The following is a 25,904-nucleotide window of genomic DNA, read 5'->3' on the forward strand; positions in this document are numbered from 1 at the left end:
GAATGTAACTTAATGTGAATTAAGTTACATTCGAAATGAGGAGGGGTAAGAGTTTGGAGAACAACGAGGGTTATACTATTTTTCAGCCAGTAGGGATAAATATTGATTATATTCATGTGGATTTATCGAAAAAACAAGTTACAGCGACTATTTCTTATCAGCATCAAGTAAAAATGACGGTAATCACAGATTTCATTACTGGTCAGATGCACAAAGAGGGCGATCTTATCGAGATATTGGCTGCTTTGCCTAGTAAAGACGAAGAATCCTACTTTGATGAAATCTATGATTGGTCCAAAACGTTTGTTGAGAATGGCATAAACGATCCCAAAAAATACTTTGAACAATTTGAATGACTAGAAACAAGTCGAAAAATTAGGAGGAGATAGCGATGGGAACAAAAGCTAAATACATTCTAATTTTTATTTCTGGACTTATTGTATATTTTGCAATTACAACTTTATGGGCACTTTAAGAGTTCAAATAGTCTTCTTCTGAATGTAACCTAATAGCAATTAAGTTACATTCAGAGTCAAGAATAGAGCTAATAACTAACTCTATCCTTGCAAATTTAAACTTTTTTCTAACTTAACAATTTTGTCCCATTTGATCGTTTCAGTTTCTTCGTTATCTTCATTCAGGGATTCATAAGCCTCCATCAACATTCTTTTTTTCTCTGCGACTGCGGAGTTCATATTTTTTGGTTTTTTCCGATACATGGTTAAATGCGCTTTAAAATTTTGTCTGGCCTCTTCTAAGGAGTAATCTCCATTGGGCCCTCCCCAAATTTCTGCTGCTTGAGGATCATCTTGATTATCATCCTCCCAGTCACAAAGGAGGCAAATTTCATAATCGCCTCTTGTGCTTAAGGTTGGATACTTACAGCAAGGACAGTTTTCTCTCGTCATTTAGAAGCTCCTCTGTTGGGGATTTTCTTAATTTTACCACGTGCCAAGTATACTGTTCCTAATCCGAAAAAAATTCAGTGCAGTGTCAAAATCCTTAAAGTTTTTTACTCATTATGAATGTAACTTATGTGTAAGTAAGTTACATTCAGTTTCTTGATTCCACTGACTTCACCGAAAAATCATTCCGAACTATTTCATTAGAAAAATGATGCATTCAGAATGCTGTTCTGTAAGGTTTTGAAGCTTGGATCTCAAAAAATATAGGTTCACATATCACCAGGTTATCGGAAGTTCTCCAAAAACAAATACAAGAAAGGAAGAGGGAAGGCCTGTTTATCGGCTTTTCCTCTTCCTTTCTTATAAAATCACTTAGGGTTCAATGCTTGATTGATAAATTGGTATAGCTCGCCATCTATTTCATATTGCAGTTCGTTCCCGGGGTTTTCAGCGTGGAAACGCTCGGCTTGTTTACGGAAAGCCATACTGCCTTCGGAAAAGGAATTCACGATGTCATTCCATTTTTTCGCTAAATGCTGTACTTTTTCATCGGAGGGAGAAGTGCCTTTTTCTTTTTCCAAACGAATTTCCTTGATAAGACCGTTAAATTCTTGCTCTGCCTGCTTTAAAAGTTGTTTGTCGATATTTTCATATCTGCTTTCCATGGTATCCAATTGCTGCTTCGAAAAGTATTTTTCCTTATTCATTTTCAGAGCCTCCATTAATTTTGTAAGTTCTGAAATCGACATGGTCCGATTGCTGCGTGCAGCCGATAACGCATTTTCCAGCTCCGCTACCAGTTTTTGCTGAACCTCTATCTCTTTTTTGACCCGGGAAATTTGGATTTGCAAAATCTCCGCAACGGTTTGTCCCTCCGGATTAGACAACAGAAGTTGTATTTCTTCTAACGACATTCCCATCTGCTTTAAGGACAAAATTGGCTGAAGACGTACCAAATCTGCTTTCGTGTATAGCCGATGCCCTGACTCTGTATACTGAGAAGGTGAAAATAAACAGATTTGATCGTAATAGCGTAAGGTTCGAATTGTTAAACCCGCCAATTCTGCAACTTCTCCGACTTTCCAATGTTCCTTCATCTGCGTGGCCTCCATTTAACACCATTACTATTCACCAATTAAAAACGAGAAATTCGAAGTCAGAAGAGTTGCTGCATCTCCTTTTGCCCGAACGTATAGGTTTTCCCGCAAATATGGCAAAAAGCTTCAATGTCTTCATTTTGCTCAATACTCCATTTGATTTCCTCTTCACTCAATGAATAAAGCATGCCATAAAACATTTCTTTACTGCATCCGCAGAAAAATTGACTGGAGCTATGGCCGATAATTTTTGCATCCCCAAACAACTGGGTTAACGCTTCTTCGCTGTCACTCGCTTCTTGAGCGTTTAGTGTATTGAAAATACCTGGATTGGCTTTCACAATCGTTTTCACTTCTGAAAGCAGGTGTGGTGGTGCACCTGGAAGCAGTTGTGCATATAAGGCACGACTGGAAAGAAGGGAATCTCCATTATCGAACTGAATGTCAGAATAAAGATAGGTCGGCGTCTGATCACTCTGCACAAAATAGTTGGCGATATCATCAATGATATTTTGATTTGGCATATCGGTAATGCTGGTGAATTGATTCATCTCAGAGCCCTTTATGACACGGATCATCCCAGAAGGTCCGATCAAGTCCTGCATCGACTTTACTTCTATTTCAGAAGATCTCAAAAGTTCCTCGTTCAGGTATCCTCTGACATTTCCATTCGCTTCGGCTTCCGCAAAAATTTTATGGCGAGGATTGCTCAACGTTACCTGGAGGCTCATTCGCTGGTTCCCTTTGAGAGTGCCAGAGAGTAGGCTCATCGCTGATACCGTTTTACCCAACATCAGTTTAAGCGGTTCAGGAAGTTCCTGGTTTAAGGCAAAGATATTTCGAAGCAGCTGGGTATTATCGATAAAATACAAACGAATCTGCTCTTCATAAATCAATGCTTTAGCAATGGTATTTTGCATGACCGTTCCCCCTTTACAAAAGTAAGCTAGTTTCACTATAAAACATTACCCTACGTAAGGTTCAAGGGATAAATACGATTTTTACAATATTTATTTTTAGTTAACAAATGAGGAATTATAGGAAGGATGGAAACTGATAAAAGCAGCTTCCATCCTTTTTTGTTCATTTAATTGTACTTTTATGAACGTTATTTACAGAAAACTTAGTGATTTTTAATATACATGGTTCTTTTCTAATCCTTGAATCTGTTAAAAAGAAAATTGTTCGTTGCAATCCCTATTAAATTGAGGGTGAGAGGGTAGGTAAATAATATAGAAACGAGGGAATAGAAGTGGAAACATTTTATTTTTTAGTTGGGATTCTCCTATTAACAGCAGGAATCATCGATTTTTTATGGACCACCTTATGGGTAGATAGGGGAGCCGGTCCAATTACAGACCGATTGGCCACTATTATATGGAAGAATTTGAAGCGAATGAGCAAAAAAGTTCCAACAGTTCTTAGCTTTTCCGGTCCGCTTATTATCACGTTGACCATTAAGTTGTGGATACTATTGGTATGGATGGGCTGGACGTTTATTTTTGCAGGAAGTGAAAGCGCGATATCGGATTCAACCGACCAGGAACCGGTTTCCTGGGTGGAAAGAATCTACTACACTGGTTATACCATTATCACGTTGGGAAACGGGGAATACAGCCCAAAGGAAGGGGGATGGCAAATTGCTTCCATCCTCGCATCAGGAACTGGAATGCTGTTGATTACGATGAGTGTCACTTATATTCTTTCCGTGATTAATTCTGTAACGCTACAACGGTCTTTTGCTGATAGTGTAACAGCTATGGGAGAAAGTGGTGTAGAAATGGTCAAAAACTCTTGGAATGGGAAAGATTTTCGAAATGCGGATTTGCTTTTGAATACGTTCGCCGCCCAATTGTCCAGTATAGCTGAACAAAAAAAGGCTTATCCTATTCTGCAATATTACTATAGCGAGAATGCTGGAAAAGCGATAGCGCCGGTACTAGCTCAATTAGACGATGCGGTAACAATCTGGCAATTGGGTATCCCGGAAGAGTATGTACCCAATCAACTTCTATTGCAGCAGGTTCGCTCGGGAGTCGTTAGCTACTTAAATACATTTGAAGGAGATGCTGGAAACGCTGCTGATGATTTGCCGCCAAGTATTAATTTATTTGAAATTCAGGCCGCAAATTTGCCGATCGCCTCTATCGAAACTTTTGAATATAGGTTTGGGACACTCGAAGACCATCGAAGAAAATTGTTGCGATTAGTCCAAGAAGAAGGCAGAGAATGGCCAGGAAAAAAGGGAAGTAAGTAGATTCAGCAACTGAAGCGGGTATGAGTATGTTTTAGTTAAGTAGTGTGCTTACTTCCAAAGGTTGCCCATTTGATGCGCAATGAAGGAACCGGAAACTTAGAGAAAGTAAAAGCCGTCATTCTTGAAACTGATGGCAGCTAATTCATTGTGAAAGGGGAACTGTGAAATACCTTGGCCAATGTGCAATCAACAAGAGAGAGGCAACCATAATTATGAAATTTGGACTCTAGACAAACTAAGTTTACTTAGATTTGTTTAGAGTCTTTTTTAGACTTCAAATGGAAAAATTATTAATGGTTCATGACTTTACATATCATGACCTTATAGGGAGGAAAAAAGGGATAGGTCTAACTTCTTTTCTTCTTTTGGTCGTTATGGCATGTCCAGACCGGCATTTTAAGTCCAATCTAAAACTTAAATAATCGTACAGAAAAAAGCTTATAGCGCTGAATTAAACAGACACTATAAGCTTTTTTAAAATAAATGATAGGATTTTTTCTTTCTGAAATCTCCAATTACGCGGTCGGCATGCCGCCAGTTATTCCGTAAATTTGTCCTGTAACATAGCTGGAATCGGTTGAAGCCAGGAATACATAGGTTGCTGACAATTCAACAGGCTGCCCTGCACGGCCAAGTGGAGTCTCCGGTGTACCTTTTCCGAATTCTGGAATGTTTTCCTGCGGCTGTCCGCCGGAAATTTGCAACGGTGTCCAAATAGGTCCTGGAGCAACCGAATTTACACGGATTCCTTTAGCTGCCAGTTGTTTTGATAATGCTTTTGTAAAGCCGATAATAGCAAATTTTGTCGCTGCATAATCGAGTAAAATCGGATTTGGATCAAAGCCCTCAACAGAACTTGTGGTAATAATGGAAGCACCTTCAGGAAGATGCGGCAGTGCTGCTTTTACAGTCCAGTAAAGGGAATATACATTGACTTGGAATGTTTTTTTGAGCTGTTCGGTAGGTAAATCCATAATACTTTCGACAGCCTGCTGTTTACCTGCTATCAATGCCAGAATATCCAGTCCTCCAAGTTCCAAGTTAGCCTGTTCGACAAGTTCTTTGCAGAAAGATTCAACACTTAAATCTCCAGGAATCAAAATCGCTTTTTGACCCTCAGCTTCAATTAACTTTTTTACTTCCTCTGCGTCGGACTGTTCTTCCGGCAAATAATTTATAGCGACATCTGCGCCCTCTCTTGCATAGGCAATTGCTGCCGCACGTCCTATTCCTGAATCACCGCCGGTCACAAGCGCTTTTCGTCCTTTCAATCTACCGGAGCCAGTATAGCTGGTTTCGCCACAATCCGGCTGAGGAGTCATTTGATTTTGAAGGCCTGGTGGTTCCTGGTATTGTTTCGGAAAATCTTCCGTTGTAAATTGTGTTTTTGGGTTTGGAATTTTTGGCATTAAAATCGCTCCTCACATTGGTATAAGATGGTTACTATCTTTATCTACCACTTATATACAGGATAAAACCTGCATGGAAATTGTAAGCGTTTTTATTAAGAGGTATTTAATAATTTTGTAATCAACGTACATAATCCTTTACTCGAATATGTTTGTGTCCTTCAGATACACTGATTGAGGAAGGGCTTGGATTGAGGTCCGAAGAGATTTTAGTTTACATAAAATTTATTTATCAGAAGAAGCTCTGATAAAAAAGAAGGAGAGAGGACGCTGGAAAACAGCTCTTCTCGTCTTTTAAATTTGTAAAAATGTACTTTTACGAACGGTTTAATCTCTGAATAGAATAATAATTATTCCATATATACAATTCTTTTAGTAAATAGTAAGCTCCGTTAAATCGGGCGCCTTTTGATCGGTTTGCTGAAATTTGGGAATCCGGTTTTAAAAATAATAAGAGGGTATGGAGTAGTAATCTGTCTTCTATTCAGCAAAAAATGAACCGAGGAGTGGAGTCGATGACGTATTTGGATATTGGTTTAAAGCTGTTTTTCGGATTGATTGCCTTACTGGTAGTGACACGGCTGCTGGGGAAAAAGGAGATGTCCCAGCTGACGCCTTTTGATTTCATCTATTCGATCGTCTTGGGTGGCATTCTGGAAGAAAGCATCTACGATGACAAAGTTTCCGCATTGCATGTCTGGTTTGCGGTAGCCGTCTGGGGCCTTCTGCTATTCATCATTGAAAAACTGACCAAACGGTACGATAAAATCCGCATTTTCCTGAAAGGGGAACCGTCGATCCTGATCCGTGACGGCGAATTCAACATCAAGGCGCTGGAAGCGAACCACCTGGAAATGGAGCAGCTTCGCTCGATGATGCGCCAGGAAGGCGTATTTTCCCTGCAGGAAGTACGCGACCTGTACCTGGAGCCCGGCGGCACCATCAGTTTGAAAAAGTATGCCAAATCTGGTTCGGTCACGCCATCCATGCTCAACCTGGAGCCGGAAGACGAACCGCTGAACTTCCTGTTCGTGGATGAAGGGCAGATTAATGAAGAAATCCTGAGATATACCGGCAAGTCCAAAGCCTGGCTGTACGAAGAGCTGCAGAAAGAAGGCTATAGTAACGTGGAAAGAGTGCTGTACGCCGAATGGTCAGAACCGAAGGGCTTCTTTATTAAACCTTATCCTAAAGACAACGGTGACCAGGAAGGAGGGAATTAATTTTTTCCATGCCAAGCTTCTTCTGGTTGTATGTTTTTCTGGTTCAGCCGGATTAGAAAGATAATGAAAAGTGAGTGGCAATAAGATAGGCTTCATTTCTTCAGGTGATTCTTTTCGTCCATTGCTAGGTGACGCCGCCATAAGATAAGTAAAATAACCGTATAACAAAAAAGGGTGTATAGCATTTACATATCATGAGGTTATCGGAAGTTGAAGATATGTTGAATTATTATCCTAAGAAAGACAGGAAAGGCGCTAAATAAATGCGTCTTCCTCTCTTTTTGTTATTGTACATATTCTTCAATCACTTTTCCTTTTTGGATTGATTACGTAAATATAAGATTTTTATGTTTTCAAAAAATTAATAAGGGAATCAGAAAAATAATAACTAAAATACAAACAAGAAGTAGAGGCGAGCATGGAAGAAATACACAAAGATGGAAACAGGAAAAATAGGGGGATGGTAACTGGATCGGATGGAAATGAATTAAAAGTGGCCCCCAATTTTTCGACAACGAACGCTGTGTTGTATGATGCACTTTACGCTGTAGGCGGTTCGGAAGTTTCCAAAGCTTTTGCGAAAAATGCCGCTAAATATCTAGGAGAGGCTTCGACCATTACAAAGCGATTGGTGCTACAGAAGAAGGCGGCAAATGGCTGGAAGCTGTCGAAATGCTCGATCAGCCGGGGGTCATAACAAACAGGAATACTGCTGACTTTACAAAACAATTCATTGAAGCTGTTTTGGCACATTGTCATTGGAACCGGGAAATCAACTGAATGATTGGTTATTTTCAATGTAAATTGACAATGATTTTAGATGAAAGAATGGATTAGATGAAAGATAAACCAGAAAATATTCCAGCCCAGGAACAGCAAAGGCAACCGGGTTTCGAAAGTGAAATGAAACCACATCCGGATTTTACTGGGAATTTAGCAGGGCAGGCCCATCGTTTGCCGCAAAAAACCGCTTTGATTACAGGCGGGGACAGCGGGATTGGACGGGCAGTCGCTGTGGCATTTGCAAAAGAAGGGGCAGATGTCGCAATCTCCTACTTGGATGAACATGAAGATGCGGAAGAAACGAAAAAGTATATTGAACAGGAAGGCAGACGCTGCTTATTGATTGCCGGAGATATTGGCGATGAAAGTTTCTGCCAGGAAGCTGTAGAAAAGGTGATTGCCGAATTCGGCAAACTGGACATCCTTGTAAATAATGCGGGTGAGCAGCATGAACAACCGTCATTGAGAGATTTGCCGTCTGAACAATTGGAACGGACATTCCGGACGAATATTTTCAGTATGTTCCATTTAACAAAAGCAGCTCTGAATCATTTAAAACCCGGAAGTGCCATCGTGAATACCACTTCGATCACCGCGTTTCAAGGCGCGCCAACCATGATTGATTACTCTGCCACAAAGGGAGCTATTTTGGCATTTACGCGTTCGCTTTCCGGATCACTTGCAGAAGAAGGGATTCGCGTGAATGCGGTAGCCCCAGGACCTATATGGACACCACTGATTCCAGCATCTTTTCCAGCAGACAAAGTGGAAGGGTTCGGTAAAGAGGGAGCTTTTGGAACGCCTATGAAGCGGCCGGGGCAGCCGGATGAATTGGCGGGAGCCTATGTCTATCTTGCTTCGGATGACGCTTCTTACATTACGGGGCAGGTGTTGCATATTAACGGCGGTACGCCGTATTAATCAGGCAGGGACTTCGTTTAAGAAGTCCTTGTTTTTTACTCTATTTACAAGCATCGCATTATACATAGCACTTTGGACCAGTGGGCAATGCTTTTGTTTTATTGAAAGAAGAGAAAGATTTTTTGCTTTTAGAATCAGGTTTAGAGGGGGTTCTTGAATGAAGAGAAAAGAAAAGAAGAAAACGTTGAATTTATGGATAAAAGTATTGTTAGCATTGGTTCTTTCAAAACTTTATAAAGAAAAACCAAATAAAAAAATCGTTTTAATCGGTGGAAATCTAGGAGAGAAATATGAAGATAGCGTAGCCGTTTTTCATGACTATCTTGTCAATCATTGCTCTGACGATCTTGAAGTGTACTGGCTTTATCATCCGCAATCATCCTATGTAAACGAAAAAAAGATACCGAATGCAATACCGTTGGGAAGCTTCCGAAACTATTATTTGTTCTTTCAGGCTGATTATTCATTTCATGGACATTCCATTATGCATGATATTGTCCCAAAATCCGACCAATTTCTCTTTCTGAATAAAAAAACAATATTCACACATATTAGCCATGGCATTGAAGGCTTTAAAAAGATATTGATTCAAAAGGAAGATATTCCTTTATTAAAAAGAACCGATTATTTTAATTGTGCATCCCAATACGAAATGGAACTAAAAAGGGATTTTGGAGGATTCCGGAAGAAAAATTAATCGTTACGGGATTTCCTCGTTTTGACCGTTATCTTCCCAACCAGCCGGCCGATCAAGTAAAGAAAATCTTGTTTATGACTACCTGGCGTGAATGGCTCATCGACATATCGGATGAAGAATTTAAAGAAAGCGCATACTTTAACCGCACAACGGAACTCCTCAACCATGAAAAAATCAACCAATTATTAAAAGAGCAGAATATTCAAGTCACAGTGGCATTACATCCCTTCATGAAAGAGTTTGAACCATATTTTCGGACAATCAAGAACGATTGCATTCAGTTTGTGGGATTTGACGAGCTTTCGATTGGAGAGGTTATTCAGGAAATGGATATGCTGTTAACCGACATCACAAGCGTTTCATGGGATTTTCTCTATTTGAACAAACCCATTATTTTTTATTTGTTTGATCAAGCAGACTGGGAAAATAAAAGGGGGATTTACTTGAATCTGAACGAAGACTTATATGGATACAAAGCCAAAAATGTTGAGGAAGTGTATGCCTGTTTAACGGAAATTATCATCGGCGGCGTTAATTACAACAAGTGGTATAGCAAAGCAACTCAATATTTTGATTACTTTGACCAAAACAAATGTGAGCGGTTAGCTGCCAGGGTCTTGAAATAAGAAAACAGGAAGCAACAGTTTGTTTTAAAACGGTGTGCGTTAAACTAACTGATTTAAGTGGATTTAAAATTAATTGGATGTCTATACAGGAGAATCTAGGGTAGATAGCAATTAACAATAATTCAAGAAAGGATGAGCAAAAATGCCAAGCACAGAATTGAAAGCCTTAGTCATTAATTGCACACTAAAAAAGAGCCCGGAACCATCGAACACGGATGCGCTCATTAATGAAGTCATCAAGCATTTTGACAAAGAAGGCGTTTCATCAGAAATTATAAGACTGGCTGATTACAATGTGGCTCATGCCATGGAGATTGATGCAGGGGAAGGAGACGAGTGGCCGAAGATTTACGAAAAACTGCTGGATGCGGACATCCTGATTATTGGAACGCCTATCTGGATGGGAGAAAAAAGCAGCTATGCCACTAAAGCCATTGAACGAATTTATGCGGCGAGCAGTGAGACCAATGAAAAAGGGCAATACATCTACTATAACCGGATCGGCGGAGCGATTGTGACCGGAAACGAGGACGGAGCTAAAGACAGTGCAAAATCCATCTTATATGCTCTTTCACATATGGGCTTCATTGTGCCGCCGAACGCCGACACTTATTGGGTAGGGCCAGCCGGGCCGGGGCCTTCTTTCATTGAAGCGGATGGGAATCAAAACGATTTCACGATGCAGCATGCAAAAATCATGGCTTATAACTTAATCCATTTTGCCAGAAATTTTAAAATGAATCCGATACCGGCTGAGGGGAATGTAATTGAACAGCAAGATTGAAGAGCACTATAAGGAGCTGCTGATCCATTTCCGCTTTTGAATAAAAAGAACCAAGCTTCTTGGAAGGAGCTTGGTTCTGCTAAAACTTATTTATTCTGATTTTACTCCTGTGCTTCTTAAAAAACGGATTAATTCTGTGTTGAACCGTTCCGGCTCATCCGCATTGATGCCGTGGCCGCTGTGCTTGAAGGGAACCAGGACCGAATTCGGTATCTGCTTTTCCAATTCCTCGCCCAATGCATATTCGCAAATCTGATCTTTCTTTCCATGAAAAATGGCAGTCGGTACTGATATTCCAGTTAGTTCGTCTCGAAGGTCTTCATCTCTCAAGGCGATGGCGGAATTGATGGTGGAATGTGCGCCGGCTTCAAGTCCAAGCAGCTGGAACCAGTGTAAAAATTCGGGCGAATGTTTTTGTTCAAAGAACATGTCGGCGAACTCTGAAAGGAAGGCGGGACGATCTTCTTTAACTTGGTTGATGATATCGTCCACTTCTTTGGGCTTCAGATTGTACTTAAAGCCATCCCGCTGTGTAAACAGAGGAGCCGCCGCTGATAATAGCAAGAGTTTATCAACATTCTGCTGACCAAACTTGGTGATATAACGGATGGCGATGGGTCCGCCCATAGAGAATCCAGCAAGCACGAAATTTTCAAGTTTAAGGTGATCAACCACTGCTTTGACATCGCTTGCTGCTGTATCGTAATCATAGCCATGCCATGGTTTATCTGATTTTCCATAGCCCCGCAGGTCGATACCAATAAAACGGAATCCGTTCATTGCAAGTTCACCCACCTGCGATTCAAATGCTTTATTGTTTAGAGGCCAACCGTGCAAAAAGACAACGGGTTGTCCTGACCCGATATCTTCGGCATAAATTTTAATATTATCCTCAACTTCAATATAATGCCCCAAATTTATTTCCTCCTTTGCATTTTTTGCTTTCTTTCCCACTTTTATTTCCTTTCCATGCAAGCGTTAAACATTTGTGAGATTACACTTTTACATAAAAAATTTTAGTTAAGTATTAAAAAAATAACGAAGCGATTCTACTTTACTTAAAATTTCAACTCTTCTAAAATGGAATGTGAATGGAAAAAGTGACTAACTCAACTTAATACCAGATATCGGTACAATGCTGGAGACGATAGCGCTACCCGCAAAGCCGCGAAGAATCAATGGATTCTTTGCGGCTTTTTTTATTGCAACCACGAACAGACTGTAAGTGTTTCTAGAATAAACGAAGAGCTATATCCAGCTTTTTAAGCTGGTTTTTAAAGTATTTTTTATAGTTAGGAGAATCGCTGATGAAGTTGGAGAGCATAAAAGATCTTCTCGAAACCATCTGCCAATACAATACCGTCAACATCAAACAAACCTTTACCAAAACGGAAACGGATTGGATTGAAGTCCGATGCCAACCCGATACGCGAATTCTGGAATTAACCTATGTACAAACAAAGACAGTGAAACAGTATGCATCAATCGATGAGGCAGCCGCTGCCATCGCCGGTTATATTCACGGCACTTCCACTGTTGTTACACCAAATCCATCGGAGTATTGAAACAAACCATAAGAAGGAACCCTGGAAAATTAAAGGAACTCTTGCTCAACTATAAGGCACTGTTCGATGTTCCCTATCTATTTCATCTTCGTTCCCGTATACTGTACCAAATCAAAGAAAACTGATTCCATCCAAAGGAGCTTGAGCGATGACAATCAATCAATCGATCCAAAAGAACGTGGAAGACTACATTTCTTCTTTTCTATCCGACCAATTTGGCTCGAATCCCCAATCTGTGATTGCGGTATTCCGGGCTCCTTTTCTGGTGATTCACCTCCTTGATTTTCACAATCCGAGCGAACAGCTTCTTCTAAAAAGAAACGAAACCAAACGGGTAGCTGAAACCAGGGATATCTTGCTGGGCGGGGTCAAGCCGGAATTGCTTCAAGGACTGGCGGCTATTACGGGATCGAACGTCCAGGAACTTTATGCCGACTGGAACCTGGAAAAAGGCAGCGGCATGTTCATTGCGGTGCTGGATGCTGAAGCCGATCAAGCGATATTGGAAAGTCCTCCAGAAGTGGACACAAGCGCTTTAAAGGAGAAAGTCATCAGCATCAGTAAAATAACAGAAAAAGAACCCGACTTTATTGCCTTCTATTGGCTGAACGACGACACGGTACTGGTTGAACGAAAGGGCATCATGGTCGAAATCGAAAAAGAATTGATCAAAAATGGCGTGATCGAAGAATTGCGGTTAGCTAAACGAGTGGTAGAACACCGCATCATGGAATTTGTCGAACTGGAGCCTATATTGAATCAGGGGATCAATGAGTTGTTCGTTGATTGGAATTTTGAAGAGGATAAAGCTTATATGGTCTTTCGTTTAATTCCCAAAGCTGAATGAGAACAGGCTGCTGCAGCAGAAGGGGGCACAGAAATGGCAAAGGAAAAATCACTCGAATCTGAAGTGGGGGGGTACATCTCCACCGTATTACGAACGCATTTTGGAAAAGGGCCGACGTCGGTCTATGTCACATTTAGGCATCCGTTTATCACCATTTATTTCCGGGGGTTTTTGGCTCCGATGGAAAAGCTTCAGGTAAAGCAGGGTGAGAGCACCCGGGTACTGGCGACGAGAGACCTGATGATGCTGGATCTGAACCCGGAAATTAGCCAGGGGCTTAGGGAAGTGGCTGGGCTTGAGATAAAGGAGCTTTATGCTGATTGGCATCTCCTCGAAGAAACCGGTATGATCATCGGCGTGGTGGAAGAAGAAGCAACCGACATCCCCGAAAACTGGCCGGATGACAGCAATCCGGAAGCCGTCCGCGGGGAAATCATCGAGGCCAGCAATAAAGCCGAGAAAGTACCGGGCCGAACAGACATATACTGGCTAAGCGACCGGACCATCCTCATCCGCCGTTCGGGCATCCTGGTGCGGATTGAAAAAGAGCTGATCAAGAACGGACTTGCCGAAGAATTGAAGCTGTCCAAACGACCGCTCGAACACGAGGTGCTGGGTGAAGTCCAATTAGAGGATGCTTTAAAACGAACCATCAGCGAAATATTTGTGGATTGGGATTTTGAACATGATGTTAGTTTCATTGTTGTGGTGTTGGAACCGAGGGAGCGGTAAATCATGAACGCTTGTTTCGGTTTACATACGAGAAATAACCATAAGTTGAGAATAATAATTATTGAAATAATTGTTTTACAAGAGGAAGGGACGCTATATATTCTGCGTCTTTTTCTCTTTTTCTTATGGTCAAAAATGGGGCACTATTGACCGTCTAAACAGTGGGATACAGTAACTATAAGTCTATGGCAGTTCTATAATTACATATATTTATAATGGATGCTTATAACCTTTCCCTCTACATTGATTGGAAAAATTTTTTAAAATTGTTGCTTGATACAGGTCAACCTATGCAGATAATCAGTAGAAAGATTTAAAAAGGAGAAATTAAACGATGTATAAATGCATAATTATTGGCTGTGGAGTTCACGGAATAACGATGGCAAACTATTTATTAAAACTAAATAAAGTAACACAGGATGAGTTATTGATTATTGACCCACATACTGAACCTTTAGCCAATTGGCATCGTTGCACGAATACGATTTCCATGCCTTTTTTGCGCTCTCCGGGTGTCCATCATCTGGATATTCATCCCCTTAGCTTAGAAGCTTATGCAAAAAACAACCAATATAACGAAAATTCTTCTTTTCTTGGAAGGCTTAAACGGGCATCTCTCTTGTTATTTGAAGAACATTGCAACTGCCTCATTGAAAACTTAACGCTTAAAGAATGTTGGAAAAAAGGATTTGTTAAAACATTAAATCGAAATAAGAATGGTTGGCAGATCGAACTGGAAACTAATCAAATTTTTCATAGCCAGAATCTGGTATTGGCTATCGGTAATAGCAATCAATTACAATGGCCAGACTGGGCCATAGCTTTAAAGGCCCAATCTGAAGATCAAGTCCATCACATTTTCGATTCACCTCTTCCAAGCGTTAAGACTATGAAACCTCCCTTTACCGTTATTGGAGGCGGAATCACGGCGGTCCACTTGACACTTAAATTAAACAGTCTGTTTCCAAAACAAGTTACACTGCTTAAACGCCATCCATTCCGAATCCATGATTTCGATAGTGATCCCGGTTGGCTCGGACCCAAAAAACAAACAGCTTTCCGCAAAACGCGGGCTTACCAAAACAGACGCGAACAAATTATCAAAGCTCGAAATAAAGGATCAATTCCTCGAGACTTATATATTAAGCTGCTTTACCAAAAAAGAGGGAATAATGAAATCGTTGTGGATGGTCAGGTTTACGAAGGCGACGTTAAAGATGGAATGGTAAACCTTTACGATGAGTCCAATCACTTGCTCCAACGAAGTGGCACCGTCTTATTAGCAACTGGATTTCAGGCGTTGCTGCCAGGGGAAATTTGGTTAACGCCAGTCATTGAAGAGAATCATTTGGAATGTGCAGCGTGTGGTTATCCAATAGTGACCAAAAATCTTCAATGGGGACCAAACTTATATGTTATGGACGGGTTAGCAGAACTCGAAACCCGACCAATTGCCCGGAATATATCGGGAGCCCGCCAAGCAGCTGAATGTATTGTACAGGCTCTTTAAGTCAACAAAAAGGGAAGTTTAGATCTCTTGAAAAAATCAATTTTTTAAATCCCCTATTTGTATATATGATTAAAAATTTTTTCTTAATAATAAAGAAACATTATAGAAAGTGCTTGCTATTTTTAATAAGAAAATATAAGCTATAAAACGTAATGATTACTATTTAAGGTTTTATTTTTAACTTAAAGGAGGACAAGTACATGGCAAATGGGATTCCTGTAACGGTGTTAAGTGGTTACCTCGGATCAGGAAAAACGACTTTATTGAACCATATCTTACATAATCGGCAAGGACTTAAAGTGGCTGTCATCGTGAATGACATGAGTGAAGTGAATATCGATGCTGCTTTAGTCAAACAAGGCGGATTTACGCGAACCGAAGAAAAATTGGTGGAAATGCAAAACGGATGCATCTGCTGTACACTTCGGGAAGATTTAATCATTGAAGTGGAAAAGCTGGCTAAACAAGGTGACATCGATTATATCGTCATCGAATCTTCCGGCATCAGTGAGCCGGTGCCGGTAGCCCAAACATTTACATATATGGATGAGGAACTGGGGATTAATTTGTCGGAAATTTGCCGCTTGGATACGATGGTAACGGTTGTGGATGCGGCGAGGTTCTGGACTGATTATGCTTCGGGAGAAACATTGCTTGACCGAAAGCAGGCAGCCACGTCAGAAGACGAACGGGAAATCGCGGATTTATTGATCGATCAGATTGAATTCGCCAATGTTTTGGTCTTAAATAAAGTGGATTTAATCGCTCCGGAAAAAATGGACCAATTGAAATCTGTCCTCAGAAGCTTAAATCCGGATGCAAAGATCATCGGAACGGAACGATCGAGTCTTGATTTGAACGAAGTATTGAACACGAACTTGTTTGATTTTGAAAAGGTCAGCCAAAGTGCAGGCTGGATAAAAGAATTAAATGAAGAACATGTGCCTGAAACGGAAGAATACGGAATCGGCTCCTTTGTTTACCGAAGCCAAAGCCCGTTCCATCCTGAGCGTTTAATGGATTGGATCATGGAATGGCCAGCCGAAATTGTCCGTGCCAAAGGTTTTCTATGGATTGCCACACGCGATGATGTTGCCGTTCTTTTATCCCAGGCAGGACCATCGTTAAGCATCGAGGGAGCCGGGAAATGGGATTTGGATTACGGGGTGAAGATGACCGAACTTGTGTTGATCGGTATCGGGATGGATCAACAGGCCATCACAGAAGAATTGGCACGATGTGGGCTGACGGAAGAAGAACTGAATCAGGATTGGAGCAGTTTCCCGGATCCATTGCCTGCGTTTCAGGCCGGAATTTAACCGAAAATAGGAGAGATACAAAATAAAGTAAACATTACTTTGGCGTGCATAGAAACCGGAGAACAGAATTACACGACCACTAAAAACAAGCGCAACAACCCCGAACGAATTGAATTGAAAAAGTATTGCCCGCGTCTTAGGAAAATGACATTGCACCGAGAAACCATATAAAAAATTTTAGAATTTTATAAAACGTAATTATTACGATTGAAGAAAGGTTGATGAAAATGGCTAAGAAATCAAAAGTAGCAAAATTTCAAAAGCAACAAAAATTAGTTGAACAATACGCAGCACTTCGTCAAGAGCTAAAAGACAAAGGGGATTACGAAGCGTTGAACAAGTTGCCGAAAAATTCCTCGCCGACGCGCTTGAATAATCGCTGTGAATTGACCGGGCGGCCAAGAGGCTATATGCGCAAATTCAAAATGTCGCGGATCGCTTTCCGGGAGCTCGCCCACAAAGGACAGCTGCCAGGCGTGAAAAAAGCCAGCTGGTAAATTACATAGTCAATGGATGATAACTTTGCAAACGGAGGGGGGCGGGACAATGGTGAATGAGCGGTTAATGGATTTTTTATGGAGAAGCGAAGTAGCCAGGCTCCCAGAAGAAAGGAGAAGTTTTTACAGGTTTATTGTAGAAAAAGAGGATTTATTGGCTGAAGCAGCTATGAACGTAGAGGAATTTCGAAGCTTGATAATAAAAGAATCTCCAGTGGATTTAGCCGTTGAGCATTTTAATCTTCCTTACGACGACATAGTCAATCTGCTAATGGAGATTGAAGAGGAGTTGGGTCAGAAGGTCGACATTAGGTTCAACAGGGTGAAGTGGATTGACTTTACCGATCATTTTCCAATAAACACAAGAAATAATAAAGAAAAGCAATTATTTTTATTTATTCATTAGAGGGATGCCTAAATAATTTTTTTAAAAGGACATAATTGAAAACGGAATTACAAAACTAGGAGGAATAGGATTATGAAGAAACAAATGATGAAAGTATTAGCGTTATTTTTACTGATTTTTGTTTTAGCAGCATGCCAGTCAACAGAAGAATCAGAAAGCACGAGTGCAGTTGAACAAGAAGTTGCTGAAACAAATACAACAGAAGAAAAGGATCACGAACATGCTGAGGGTGAAGAAACAAGTGAAGAGGCACCTGAAACAGTGCTGATTATGGGGATTGCTGCTCATTATCATACGGGAGATGTAATTGAGCTGACGGCGGTTCCAAAAGATGGAAATGAAGGCGACCACTGGCATTGGTACAGCAGAGAAAGCGGCACTGACGAATGGCAAGTCGTTTCAGGACAAGAAACAGACACCTTTACTGGAGAAGCAACTAATGACGGAACAGAAATAAAAGCAGTATTATTCGGCGACGACCATGAACCGGAAGTTCAATCAGCGCCTGTTGAAATAGCTATTGATGATCATCACGGTCACGATGAAGACACTACTCAAATCTACAAAGGTTATTTTGAAGACAGCCAAGTTGAAGATCGTGAATTATCGGATTGGGAAGGTGACTGGCAGTCGGTTTATCCGTACTTGGTTTCAGGAGATTTAGATCCAGTATTCGAGGATAAAGCTGAAACCGGCGATATGACAGCAGAAGAATACAAGGAATATTACACAATAGGATATGTGACTGACGTTGACCGCATCCTCATTGAAGATGGAACTATCACTTTCTTTGACGGAGACGAAGAATATTCAGGAGAATATGTTTCAGGTGGTTATGAAATTCTTACTTATGAAAAAGGAAATCGCGGGGTCCGTTTCATCTTTGAATTGACGGAAGGATCAGAACAAGCACCTCAATTTGTCCAATTCAGCGATCATAGCATCTATCCGGTTGATTCTCATCATTTCCATTTGTATTGGGGAGACGATCGTGAGGAATTGTTAGAAGAAGTTACTCATTGGCCAACTTATTACTCTTCAGATTTAGACGCTGATGGCATAGTCCGTGACATGCTTGCGCATTAATTTGCAATAGTATCTTTAGAGAAATAAGAATCTAAAAAAGCTTTAGAGGATTAAAAAGGAGAATAAAACTTATGAAGAAAACCTGGCTAAGTATATTGTCACTGGGTTTAATTTCAGCAGCAGCTCTTGCCGGGTGCAATCAGGAAGAGGGAGAGAGCGGTTCGACAGAGCAGATTTCTGTAGTGGCATCGTTTTATCCGATGTATGAGTTTGCCCGGCATGTGGCAGGGGACCGGGCGGAAGTTTCATTAATGGTCTCTTCCGGCCAGGATGCACATCATTATGAACCAAGTGCAAAAGACGTTGCTGTAGTCAACGAAGCTGACGTTTTTGTCTATAGCAGTGAAGAAATGGAACATTGGGTGAGCAGTTTACTGAATACAGTTGAAAACGAAGAGTTGATTGTTGCACGGACTTCGGATAATGGTGGCGCAGCTGAATTCCACGCCTACGATCATGACGATGAAGAAGGACCTGCATCGGAAATAGCTATTAAAGGCGCTGCCGGCCATTACCACACTGGGGATACCATCGAATTGACTGCGGAACTGGATGAAGCGGTGGACTTGGACCATTGGCATTGGTATACGAGGGGCAATCCTGCTGAAGAATGGGAAACGGTATCCGGGCAATTGGGCTCCACCTTTGAATTCGAAGCGGCAGGAGAAAGTTTTGAAGTGCGTGCTGTTCTTTTCGATAATGACCACAGTGAATATGCCGAATCAGAACCGGTGGAAATCATCATCGATGATCACGGGCATAGTGCCGATAAAGAAGCGCACCATGATCACACAGCCGAAGAGGACGAGACAGCCGGTGATTTGACAATCAGCGGATTGGCAGAGCATTACCATACAGGGGATACTGTCACGCTCAAGGCTGAAACAAATGATGAAATTGGATATGATCATTGGCATTGGTATACACGTGAAAACGCTGAAAGTGAATGGCAGACAGTGCCCGGTCAAGAAAGCAATCTCTTTGAATACAAAGCTGAAAATGGAAGTTTTGAAGTAAAGGCTGCATTGCTGGATGACGAGCACGGTGTATACGCAGAAACAGAAAGTGTATCTGTGGTAATAGACGATCATGAAAATGAAGACCCTCACATTTGGCTGGATTTGGTTTTAGCGCAAGAGCAAGTGAATGTGGTTCGTGATGCACTGATCGAAGCAGATCCTGAAGGGGAGAACGTCTATCAGGAAAACGCAAAAGCTTTCAATGAAGAACTTCAAGCTTTGCACGAAGAATATGAAACGGCTCTTGAAGGGGCGAAAAATCGCGTCTTTGTCGTACAGCATCAGGCGTTCGGCTACATCGCTGAGCGATATGATCTGGAACAGATTGCGATTGGCGGTTTGTCTACTGAAGTTGAACCAAGTCCTTCCCGCATTGCAGAAATTGGAAATTTGGTTGAACAGTATGAGGTACCTGTGATTTTTTATCAGCAAGGAGCCAATTCTGCAATTGCTGAAACCGTTGCGAATGAAACTGGAACAGAGACGGCAGTCTTATATGACTTGGAAGTACTATCAGAGGAATTGAAATCTAAAGATCTCGGTTATATAGACGCGATGCGTGACAACCTGGAAGCCTTACAATTAAGCATTCAATAAAGAGGAAGGTAACTTAATTATGCACTATATTGACGTAAAAAATTTAGCCTTCCAATATGAAGAGGAACCATTACTTGAAAATATTTCATTTAGAGTGAACCCAGGAGACTTCGTCATGTTGACAGGAGAAAACGGGGCAGCAAAGACAACGCTGCTCCGAAATATCCTGGGTCTATTAAAGCCTTCGAAAGGAAGCGTCCAGCTTTCACCTAAAAACCTTGACGCAGAGAAGCTGGTCATCGGTTACGTCTCACAACAGGTTTCAGCTTTTAACGCCGGATTCCCAAGTACCGTTTTGGAACTGGTCCAATCCGGGCGTTACCAAAAAGGGAAATGGTTGAAGAGACTAGGACAGGAAGACAAGGAACAGGTTCGCCGTTCCCTCGAGTCTGTTGGGATGTGGGAGATGCGCCATAAAAAGATAGGGGAACTGTCGGGGGGACAAAAGCAGCGTATTTCTATTGCCCGTGTATTTGCTACAGATCCTGATCTTTTTATATTGGACGAACCCACTACCGGGATGGATGTCCGTTCCCGGGAAGAATTTTATCAATTACTAAAGCACAACAGCGAAAAGCATAAAAAGGGAATTTTAATAGTTACACATGATCATGAGGAAATTCGCAATTACGCAAATAAACATATTGAGCTGGTGCGGAAGGAGGACTCCCCGTGGAGATGTTTTTCCATGGATTCATGCAAAGAGCTTTCCAGGCAACCTTCCTAATCTCATTAATAGCACCAGTGCTGGGACTGTTCTTGATTTTGCGCAGACAATCCCTGATGGCGGATACCTTATCCCATATCTCGTTGGCCGGGGTGGCGTTAGGGTTGCTGGTCGGGGTAAATCCGACTTTCACCAATATTTTAGTAGTAGTATTGGTGGCTGTGCTGCTGGAATATTTGCGGATAATTTATCGGACTTACTCCGAGCTTTCTATTGCGATTCTAATGTCTGTTGGTATGGCATTAGCATTGGTTTTGATGGGATTGAACGATAACGGGGCTACCTTGAGCATCAATCAGTTTTTATTCGGTTCCATTGTCACGATCAGTGTAGAGCAAGTATGGGTGTTGCTGGGACTGACATCTATTATTGCCATCTTATATTTCTTTTTTCGCAAGCCGATGTACGTTCTTACTTTCGATGAGGATACCGCCTATACAGCGGGTTTGCCTGTTAAAGCGATGTCCATATTGTTTAATGTGCTGACAGGAGTTACGATTGCCGTCATCATGCCGATTGTCGGAGCTTTACTCGTCTCTGCCATTATTGTCTTGCCGGCTGCCATCTCAATGCGGCTAAGTAAAAGTTTCAACGGCGTTATTTTAATTGGTATTGGTATTGCATTAATCGGCATGATGACCGGACTGGTTGCTTCTTATGAACTGGGCACACCTCCAGGAGCTTCTATTACATTATGCTTGATTTTGATTTTTGCCATGACAACGGTTTTTAAAACACTTCTGCGCTACATGAAAATAGGGAAGTTATCTCATAAAAACGGTGTTTCATAAATCAGGATGGAATTTTAGAAATCATATATAAAAACTTTAAAAACCGTGGCCCAAGCTGCGGTTTTTTTGAAAATAGTGTTTGTCTAAAAGATTCTGAAATGAATACTGACCTGATTCTCTTGATTGTCTGGATTGATATTAAATATATGGTTTACATATGAGAAATTATAGGAAGAGAAGAAGCCAAAAAAGCTTCTTCTCTTTTTTAAATCCTTCTTTAGAACAAAAAATTTCTCAAATGCAAAACACTCATTCAGTTAAATGGGCATAATAAGATCAAATGTTATTGTTTTGGGGAAGAATTGATTATGGGAGAAAAAAGAAGTATTAGTCGAGAACTTGAGGGAAGGCACAAGCAATAGAGGATACCCAGCGTATAGTCGCCTATGAAGATTCCTTTGGCGATGGGCAGCTTTCCATCGATAAGATTACTTCCATGCATATGCTGGACTAAACAAAATTTTCCCAAAGCCCAAACTTGAGAGGGAGCGCATTGATGATATAGTAGTGTTTCCTAGAAGTATATATTCGCAAAATATCAATTTAACGAACAATAAAATAGGCTTCTGATAAAATGAAAATAATAGCTTAATTCAATCAAATTCTATGAAATAAAATTGGATTCTGGGCTCTTTTAGATAATACGATTAGCTTTCTCCTTGGACAGTCAAAGTCTTGGATGAAATATATATTATTAAATTTTATGTAGTAAGGGTGTGATTGTTTGTTTGCCAGAGGATTCCCAAACCATTTACAGGATGATGTTACTAGAGTAGTTAGGTTGTTGTCTAAGAGAACTTTCTTTAATGTCGCTATTAAGGAGTCTGAAACGACTGTTCAATATTCTCAAAACAACCAGGTTATCAACTTTCCTTATCGGATCTATCCTTTAGACAACTCCAATGGATTTATAGACAGGTTAAGTGAACAGCAGAAGATGATTCTGCACTGCATACTTTCAAGAAGTGATGACGGTTATATTCGGCAAAAGCACCTACGTGCGCTGCTTCAGATGGACTGCGAAGATTGGGCTATACCTTACATCGTAAAAATCTGTGATGAATACGTCGTAGAAATCTTAGAAATGTCTTATGATTTTCTGAAAGAACAGGATACAGCACGGATTAAGAACTTTTGCAGTGAAAATAGAGAGGCGTTTTGCAAAAGTTACAGTAGAATGATTAGCTATTGGAATGAATATTACCGGCATACATATAGTGATTTTCACCAATATGTGGGCAGAAAGCTATTTAGAGAATGCTTTGGTTACACTCGAGCGATGGAACTGAAAAGTAAATAAGTGGAGATATTACCGGAAAAGAATTTAATGATCCTTTATCGAAGGAGATGAATCATGCGGAACAACCTAACGACAGATATATTGGAGAAGGTATTTTTTGTTGATGGAAGTCTAAGGGATATTTATATTCAGAAGATTAACTTAAACGATTGGCAGAAATTACTGGATTGGATCTTGTTATCTTACTGGGAGGTCGAACTATATATAGATGGAAAAGAAGTATCTTTAGAAAAGTACAAGGTCAGCGATCTATTTGAAGAAAAAAAGCATCATTCGTTTCTATTATCTTTAAGTTACGAAGGGATCTTATTAAATTGTCATTTCTCCTCGGAATATGAAGTGGAATTTAATGTGGATCCAAAACAAATTAAAAGCCTATCTGAAGCTAGCATAGTAATGGAGTTTATGAAGAAACTTTCCGGCATTTTTCATAAAGAAGTTTTCCTGACTATAGAGAATTCACCAGAATATCCTTTAGTTAAAGTTAAACCAGATGGGACTATAAATATATTTTAATTATTAATATGCAAATTAAACATAGGAATATCATAGCTCTGTAAGGTTTATGAAGACGAATTCAAATCAATACTAGGACAGTGTACTGCCGATTGTATGAATTCAATTAAGTTTTTCGTTTAATCCCAATCGACTTATAGAATAACAATATTACTTAGTCTTTCCCATAGTGTCTCTGTATATTAAGCATAGAGAAGCTAAAAACTTTGTAAGCAGAAAGCTATAGCTGCTACCCGGAGTTTTTGTATTGCAGTTCAATCTATGCGGAACAGGCGGTGAACAGTGTATGAAACTTCCCAATGGCGTCACAGGTTTTTATCGTGCTGAAGATGGTGTGCCACCGAGTGTAAACCGAAAGCAGTTTAAGCAATTGTGTTTGGATCTCGCATCTCGCAGTGCTGGGAAAGTTATAAGCGTGAGTCCACCTCAATATCCCGCCAATTTTTACTGTGCGCAAGTCGAGCTTTCCGGAGAGTTAATTTATATCCTTCTGAATGAGCATTACCCTTATCTGGCTTTTGCCTCTTCCGTTGAATTTGGGGATATAACGTTCATCGATGTGCCAGCCCTTCATGCCCTTTTTGACCCTTTCTATCAGGTAACCGGTACAGCCGAACTCAACGTTCCGGTTAACCAGAGGTTGTTGATGGAAATGGAATTAAACCGTGCTGAAACGGAACAAATCGCTTACTGGAAACCTGGCACAGTAGGGCAGATCATCTTCAATCATTGGGATTGAGTGGGGGCATAAAAGTTACTGTATCATCCAAGAGCAAGGTTTGGGGAATGGCGAGGAACTGAATGCAACTTATATGCAGTTAAGTTATATTCGCTTCATCTACATAGAAAGATCCATAGCAAAGGAGGCAGTGTTGATGGCCCATAACGTAGAATTCCAGTATAAGTATATCCCTGATGACACTTGGGCATCGGGTTACCTTTGCATCGGCGGCAATAATTTTGAGTTTGTTTGTTCCTACTTATTCAAAAATCCATTAGAGGAATTACTGAATGCTGTTTATCAGATAGTACCGGATCTGGCCTCATTTTCCAGAAAGGAAATTGACTTTATCATGCTCGAGGAACCGGTTGAATACAGGTGGGAATTTAAGTTGATTGATGAAGAAAAAGTAACCATCAATATTTATGAGAAAGGCTCTGATTTAAATGCGATGTTAATTTTTAATGATAATTTATATCTTAACGATTTACTGAGGGCTCTGGTTCACTGCATTGGCAGGGATGCTGAACTCAGATCTAATGAAGATATTGAACGGATCTATAAGCAATTTAAAGTCTATTTGAAAAGCCACTAAAACACAGTCTGATCATAACGGATTCTTATCATCAATGGCCTAACGATTTGGAGATTATTTAAAAGAAAACGTGCTCTTTAAGCATAGAAAAAGGGCAGGAGGGAAGAGAAATGAAGAAGGAAATGGAAGAACTGATTGTGAAATCTTTTTTCGAAAAAAACGTTCAGGAAAGAGTGCTTCACGAATTGTTTTCATCTAAGAAGAGGAATCATGCTTTGAATCGGCTTTGTCATGAATATCAGAGGATGTTGAAGGGCAAATACATGATTGAAATTCCACCACCCAACTCCGATCCGCAAGACATTTACGAGCTGCTTATAAATAACGGAGCTGATAAAAAGTGCTACTCCCTGTCTTACAATGAAAAGATAGATGGAAAAGAACTGCCGCTGCAAGAAGCATTGGAACATGCGGTAGGTTTTGGATTTCCTTCCATCATTTCATGCGTTCCTGGTGAGTTAGCTTATTTTGAAGCTGAACAAGGTTTTGGCTCTCCACCAAGATACATCTTAAAGCGTTCCAAAATGAATTGAATTGACAGAGTATGAATGTAGCTCAAGTGCAGTTAAGCTACATTCAAATTTAGTTAAATATATTAGAAAATATTATTTAGACAAGAAAGAAACATAAGGAGTTTGGGATGAAAATAAGTATAAGTTCTCTAATCGTGATTTTGGCATTTATCAGCTTTTTAGTTGCGACGTTTTTTTTTTCAATACGAATATTTATTTCTAACTCGTATTGTTTCACTTATCTTCGCAATCGTTTATTTAGTAATTGAAGTGAAGCAAGAGTATTTCTCATCAAACAAGCCATTATTTATTCTTTTTAGTGTCGTCAGCATGTTAGCTTTAACTGTCAGTATCTTGCTTGATGAAACTTTAGGGACTGATGAATTTAATGCTAGAAGTTTTTTGAGCTTGATATTCATGTTTAGTCTTCTAGTAATTAGCTATAGAGATTTATACGAGAAA

31 protein-coding genes are annotated in these 25,904 nt (G+C 40.4%); 26 read left to right on the top strand and 5 right to left on the bottom strand.

The window, feature by feature from the left end; genetic code table 11:
- Positions 1-53: 53 nt before the first annotated feature.
- Positions 54-356 (top strand): hypothetical protein, encoded by a 303-nt coding sequence (locus KW93_RS01265; RefSeq protein ID WP_033541143.1) that lies wholly within the window; start codon positions 54-56, stop codon positions 354-356.
- Between the two features lie 201 nt (positions 357-557).
- Here the strand turns inward: KW93_RS01265 and KW93_RS17040 are convergent, their stop codons facing one another.
- The 3 genes from KW93_RS17040 to KW93_RS01275 all read right to left on the bottom strand — a co-directional run bounded on the left by KW93_RS17040 (position 558) and on the right by KW93_RS01275 (position 2,922).
- A complete protein-coding gene (locus KW93_RS17040; protein ID WP_081986902.1) occupies positions 558-908 on the bottom strand; it encodes a CPCC family cysteine-rich protein in 351 nt (116 codons plus the stop codon).
- 365 nt (positions 909-1,273) lie between these two features.
- Positions 1,274-2,002, bottom strand: coding sequence for a MerR family transcriptional regulator (locus tag KW93_RS16840; RefSeq protein ID WP_052131406.1), 729 nt, complete (start codon positions 2,000-2,002; stop codon positions 1,274-1,276).
- Positions 2,003-2,061: 59 nt separating this feature from the next.
- The gene (locus KW93_RS01275) at positions 2,062-2,922 is read right to left on the bottom strand and encodes an Hsp33 family molecular chaperone HslO (protein WP_033541144.1); all 861 of its coding nucleotides are present in this window, start codon (positions 2,920-2,922) and stop codon (positions 2,062-2,064) included.
- Positions 2,923-3,254: 332 nt separating this feature from the next.
- On the opposite strand from KW93_RS01275, the gene KW93_RS01280 reads away from it, so the two are divergent.
- Entirely contained in the window at positions 3,255-4,259 is a 1,005-nt protein-coding gene (locus KW93_RS01280; protein ID WP_033541145.1) for a potassium channel family protein, read from the top strand.
- A gap of 515 nt (positions 4,260-4,774) precedes the next feature.
- Here the strand turns inward: KW93_RS01280 and KW93_RS01285 are convergent.
- Positions 4,775-5,668, bottom strand: a complete 894-nt coding sequence (locus KW93_RS01285; protein WP_033541146.1) for an SDR family oxidoreductase — start codon at positions 5,666-5,668, stop codon at positions 4,775-4,777.
- A 515-nt stretch (positions 5,669-6,183) separates the two neighbouring features.
- Between KW93_RS01285 and KW93_RS01290 the strand changes: the two genes are divergently transcribed.
- The 7 genes from KW93_RS01290 (at position 6,184) to KW93_RS01310 (ending at position 10,702) form a co-directional block, all read left to right on the top strand.
- Positions 6,184-6,891, top strand: coding sequence for a DUF421 domain-containing protein (locus KW93_RS01290; protein ID WP_033541147.1), 708 nt, complete (start codon positions 6,184-6,186; stop codon positions 6,889-6,891).
- 460 nt (positions 6,892-7,351) lie between these two features.
- On the top strand, positions 7,352-7,588 hold the full coding sequence (locus tag KW93_RS17690) for a hypothetical protein (RefSeq protein WP_152602399.1): 237 nt from the start codon (positions 7,352-7,354) through the stop codon (positions 7,586-7,588).
- The gene (locus tag KW93_RS17955) at positions 7,549-7,671 is read left to right on the top strand and encodes a hypothetical protein (RefSeq protein WP_442956605.1); all 123 of its coding nucleotides are present in this window, start codon (positions 7,549-7,551) and stop codon (positions 7,669-7,671) included. Before KW93_RS17690 ends, KW93_RS17955 begins: the two co-directional genes overlap by 40 nt.
- Before the next feature lie 57 nt (positions 7,672-7,728).
- Positions 7,729-8,595 carry an SDR family oxidoreductase gene (locus KW93_RS01300; protein WP_033541149.1) on the top strand — a complete coding sequence of 289 codons (867 nt, stop codon included), beginning with the start codon at positions 7,729-7,731 and terminating at the stop codon, positions 8,593-8,595.
- Between the two features lie 157 nt (positions 8,596-8,752).
- Complete coding sequence (locus tag KW93_RS17695; protein ID WP_235318333.1) at positions 8,753-9,292, top strand: CDP-glycerol glycerophosphotransferase family protein; 540 nt, start codon at positions 8,753-8,755, stop codon at positions 9,290-9,292.
- Positions 9,229-9,918 (top strand): CDP-glycerol glycerophosphotransferase family protein, encoded by a 690-nt coding sequence (locus KW93_RS17700; RefSeq protein WP_235318334.1) that lies wholly within the window; start codon positions 9,229-9,231, stop codon positions 9,916-9,918. Before KW93_RS17695 ends, KW93_RS17700 begins: the two co-directional genes overlap by 64 nt.
- Before the next feature lie 142 nt (positions 9,919-10,060).
- On the top strand, positions 10,061-10,702 hold the full coding sequence (locus KW93_RS01310) for a flavodoxin family protein (protein WP_033541150.1): 642 nt from the start codon (positions 10,061-10,063) through the stop codon (positions 10,700-10,702).
- A gap of 90 nt (positions 10,703-10,792) precedes the next feature.
- Here KW93_RS01310 and KW93_RS01315 read toward each other — a convergent pair whose 3' ends face one another.
- Complete coding sequence (locus KW93_RS01315; protein ID WP_033541151.1) at positions 10,793-11,617, bottom strand: alpha/beta fold hydrolase; 825 nt, start codon at positions 11,615-11,617, stop codon at positions 10,793-10,795.
- Positions 11,618-12,009: 392 nt separating this feature from the next.
- On the opposite strand from KW93_RS01315, the gene KW93_RS01320 reads away from it, so the two are divergent.
- The 17 genes from KW93_RS01320 (at position 12,010) to KW93_RS01395 (ending at position 25,463) form a co-directional block, all read left to right on the top strand.
- Complete coding sequence (locus tag KW93_RS01320; RefSeq protein ID WP_033541152.1) at positions 12,010-12,267, top strand: hypothetical protein; 258 nt, start codon at positions 12,010-12,012, stop codon at positions 12,265-12,267.
- A gap of 148 nt (positions 12,268-12,415) precedes the next feature.
- Positions 12,416-13,114 carry a Na-translocating system protein MpsC family protein gene (locus KW93_RS01325; RefSeq protein ID WP_033541153.1) on the top strand — a complete coding sequence of 233 codons (699 nt, stop codon included), beginning with the start codon at positions 12,416-12,418 and terminating at the stop codon, positions 13,112-13,114.
- A 33-nt stretch (positions 13,115-13,147) separates the two neighbouring features.
- Positions 13,148-13,846: a Na-translocating system protein MpsC family protein gene (locus tag KW93_RS01330; RefSeq protein ID WP_033541154.1), complete on the top strand. Its 699-nt coding sequence runs from the start codon at positions 13,148-13,150 to the stop codon at positions 13,844-13,846.
- Between the two features lie 334 nt (positions 13,847-14,180).
- The gene (locus KW93_RS01335; RefSeq protein WP_033541155.1) at positions 14,181-15,356 is read left to right on the top strand and encodes an FAD/NAD(P)-binding protein; all 1,176 of its coding nucleotides are present in this window, start codon (positions 14,181-14,183) and stop codon (positions 15,354-15,356) included.
- Positions 15,357-15,556: 200 nt separating this feature from the next.
- Positions 15,557-16,675 (top strand): GTP-binding protein, encoded by a 1,119-nt coding sequence (locus KW93_RS01340; protein WP_033541156.1) that lies wholly within the window; start codon positions 15,557-15,559, stop codon positions 16,673-16,675.
- Between the two features lie 15 nt (positions 16,676-16,690).
- Positions 16,691-16,846: a 50S ribosomal protein L33 gene (gene rpmG, locus KW93_RS17045; protein WP_081986904.1), complete on the top strand. Its 156-nt coding sequence runs from the start codon at positions 16,691-16,693 to the stop codon at positions 16,844-16,846.
- A 56-nt stretch (positions 16,847-16,902) separates the two neighbouring features.
- Positions 16,903-17,172 (top strand): 30S ribosomal protein S14, encoded by a 270-nt coding sequence (rpsN, locus tag KW93_RS01345; RefSeq protein WP_033541168.1) that lies wholly within the window; start codon positions 16,903-16,905, stop codon positions 17,170-17,172.
- 49 nt (positions 17,173-17,221) lie between these two features.
- A complete protein-coding gene (locus KW93_RS01350; protein WP_033541157.1) occupies positions 17,222-17,578 on the top strand; it encodes a hypothetical protein in 357 nt (118 codons plus the stop codon).
- Positions 17,579-17,650: 72 nt separating this feature from the next.
- Positions 17,651-18,664, top strand: a complete 1,014-nt coding sequence (locus KW93_RS01355; RefSeq protein WP_033541158.1) for a ZinT family metal-binding protein — start codon at positions 17,651-17,653, stop codon at positions 18,662-18,664.
- 71 nt (positions 18,665-18,735) lie between these two features.
- Positions 18,736-20,280: a metal ABC transporter solute-binding protein, Zn/Mn family gene (locus KW93_RS01360; protein WP_033541159.1), complete on the top strand. Its 1,545-nt coding sequence runs from the start codon at positions 18,736-18,738 to the stop codon at positions 20,278-20,280.
- 19 nt (positions 20,281-20,299) lie between these two features.
- Positions 20,300-21,007 carry a metal ABC transporter ATP-binding protein gene (locus tag KW93_RS01365; RefSeq protein WP_033541160.1) on the top strand — a complete coding sequence of 236 codons (708 nt, stop codon included), beginning with the start codon at positions 20,300-20,302 and terminating at the stop codon, positions 21,005-21,007.
- Positions 20,953-21,798 carry a metal ABC transporter permease gene (locus tag KW93_RS01370; RefSeq protein WP_033541161.1) on the top strand — a complete coding sequence of 282 codons (846 nt, stop codon included), beginning with the start codon at positions 20,953-20,955 and terminating at the stop codon, positions 21,796-21,798. The genes KW93_RS01365 and KW93_RS01370 overlap by 55 nt, the downstream gene beginning before the upstream one ends.
- A 724-nt stretch (positions 21,799-22,522) precedes the next feature.
- Positions 22,523-23,098 (top strand): hypothetical protein, encoded by a 576-nt coding sequence (locus KW93_RS01375; protein WP_033541162.1) that lies wholly within the window; start codon positions 22,523-22,525, stop codon positions 23,096-23,098.
- 54 nt (positions 23,099-23,152) lie between these two features.
- Positions 23,153-23,614, top strand: a complete 462-nt coding sequence (locus KW93_RS01380) for a hypothetical protein (RefSeq protein WP_033541163.1) — start codon at positions 23,153-23,155, stop codon at positions 23,612-23,614.
- A 286-nt stretch (positions 23,615-23,900) separates the two neighbouring features.
- The gene (locus tag KW93_RS01385; protein ID WP_033541164.1) at positions 23,901-24,353 is read left to right on the top strand and encodes a hypothetical protein; all 453 of its coding nucleotides are present in this window, start codon (positions 23,901-23,903) and stop codon (positions 24,351-24,353) included.
- Between the two features lie 136 nt (positions 24,354-24,489).
- Positions 24,490-24,930, top strand: coding sequence for a hypothetical protein (locus KW93_RS01390; RefSeq protein ID WP_033541165.1), 441 nt, complete (start codon positions 24,490-24,492; stop codon positions 24,928-24,930).
- A 110-nt stretch (positions 24,931-25,040) separates the two neighbouring features.
- Positions 25,041-25,463, top strand: coding sequence for a hypothetical protein (locus KW93_RS01395; protein ID WP_033541166.1), 423 nt, complete (start codon positions 25,041-25,043; stop codon positions 25,461-25,463).
- Positions 25,464-25,904 lie beyond the last annotated feature (441 nt).

Origin of the sequence: Planococcus sp. CAU13 (assembly GCF_000775575.1) — a bacterium.
Classification (GTDB): domain Bacteria; phylum Bacillota; class Bacilli; order Bacillales_A; family Planococcaceae; genus Planococcus.

Bases quoted from the DNA above. Each gene is read 5' to 3' on its own strand.
- KW93_RS17040 (WP_081986902.1), bottom strand. From the start codon at position 908: ATGACGAGAGAAAACTGTCCTTGCTGTAAGTATCCAACCTTAAGCACA.
- KW93_RS16840 (WP_052131406.1), bottom strand. From the start codon at position 2,002: ATGAAGGAACATTGGAAAGTCGGAGAAGTTGCAGAATTGGCGGGTTTA.
- KW93_RS01275 (WP_033541144.1), bottom strand. From the start codon at position 2,922: ATGCAAAATACCATTGCTAAAGCATTGATTTATGAAGAGCAGATTCGT.
- KW93_RS01285 (WP_033541146.1), bottom strand. From the start codon at position 5,668: ATGCCAAAAATTCCAAACCCAAAAACACAATTTACAACGGAAGATTTT.
- KW93_RS01290 (WP_033541147.1), top strand. From the start codon at position 6,184: ATGACGTATTTGGATATTGGTTTAAAGCTGTTTTTCGGATTGATTGCC.
- KW93_RS17690 (WP_152602399.1), top strand. From the start codon at position 7,352: ATGGTAACTGGATCGGATGGAAATGAATTAAAAGTGGCCCCCAATTTT.
- KW93_RS01300 (WP_033541149.1), top strand. From the start codon at position 7,729: ATGAAAGATAAACCAGAAAATATTCCAGCCCAGGAACAGCAAAGGCAA.
- KW93_RS17695 (WP_235318333.1), top strand. From the start codon at position 8,753: ATGAAGAGAAAAGAAAAGAAGAAAACGTTGAATTTATGGATAAAAGTA.
- KW93_RS01310 (WP_033541150.1), top strand. From the start codon at position 10,061: ATGCCAAGCACAGAATTGAAAGCCTTAGTCATTAATTGCACACTAAAA.
- KW93_RS01320 (WP_033541152.1), top strand. From the start codon at position 12,010: ATGAAGTTGGAGAGCATAAAAGATCTTCTCGAAACCATCTGCCAATAC.
- KW93_RS01325 (WP_033541153.1), top strand. From the start codon at position 12,416: ATGACAATCAATCAATCGATCCAAAAGAACGTGGAAGACTACATTTCT.
- KW93_RS01330 (WP_033541154.1), top strand. From the start codon at position 13,148: ATGGCAAAGGAAAAATCACTCGAATCTGAAGTGGGGGGGTACATCTCC.
- KW93_RS01335 (WP_033541155.1), top strand. From the start codon at position 14,181: ATGTATAAATGCATAATTATTGGCTGTGGAGTTCACGGAATAACGATG.
- KW93_RS01340 (WP_033541156.1), top strand. From the start codon at position 15,557: ATGGCAAATGGGATTCCTGTAACGGTGTTAAGTGGTTACCTCGGATCA.
- rpsN (WP_033541168.1), top strand. From the start codon at position 16,903: ATGGCTAAGAAATCAAAAGTAGCAAAATTTCAAAAGCAACAAAAATTA.
- KW93_RS01350 (WP_033541157.1), top strand. From the start codon at position 17,222: ATGGTGAATGAGCGGTTAATGGATTTTTTATGGAGAAGCGAAGTAGCC.
- KW93_RS01355 (WP_033541158.1), top strand. From the start codon at position 17,651: ATGAAGAAACAAATGATGAAAGTATTAGCGTTATTTTTACTGATTTTT.
- KW93_RS01360 (WP_033541159.1), top strand. From the start codon at position 18,736: ATGAAGAAAACCTGGCTAAGTATATTGTCACTGGGTTTAATTTCAGCA.
- KW93_RS01365 (WP_033541160.1), top strand. From the start codon at position 20,300: ATGCACTATATTGACGTAAAAAATTTAGCCTTCCAATATGAAGAGGAA.
- KW93_RS01380 (WP_033541163.1), top strand. From the start codon at position 23,153: ATGCGGAACAACCTAACGACAGATATATTGGAGAAGGTATTTTTTGTT.
- KW93_RS01385 (WP_033541164.1), top strand. From the start codon at position 23,901: ATGAAACTTCCCAATGGCGTCACAGGTTTTTATCGTGCTGAAGATGGT.
- KW93_RS01390 (WP_033541165.1), top strand. From the start codon at position 24,490: ATGGCCCATAACGTAGAATTCCAGTATAAGTATATCCCTGATGACACT.
- KW93_RS01395 (WP_033541166.1), top strand. From the start codon at position 25,041: ATGAAGAAGGAAATGGAAGAACTGATTGTGAAATCTTTTTTCGAAAAA.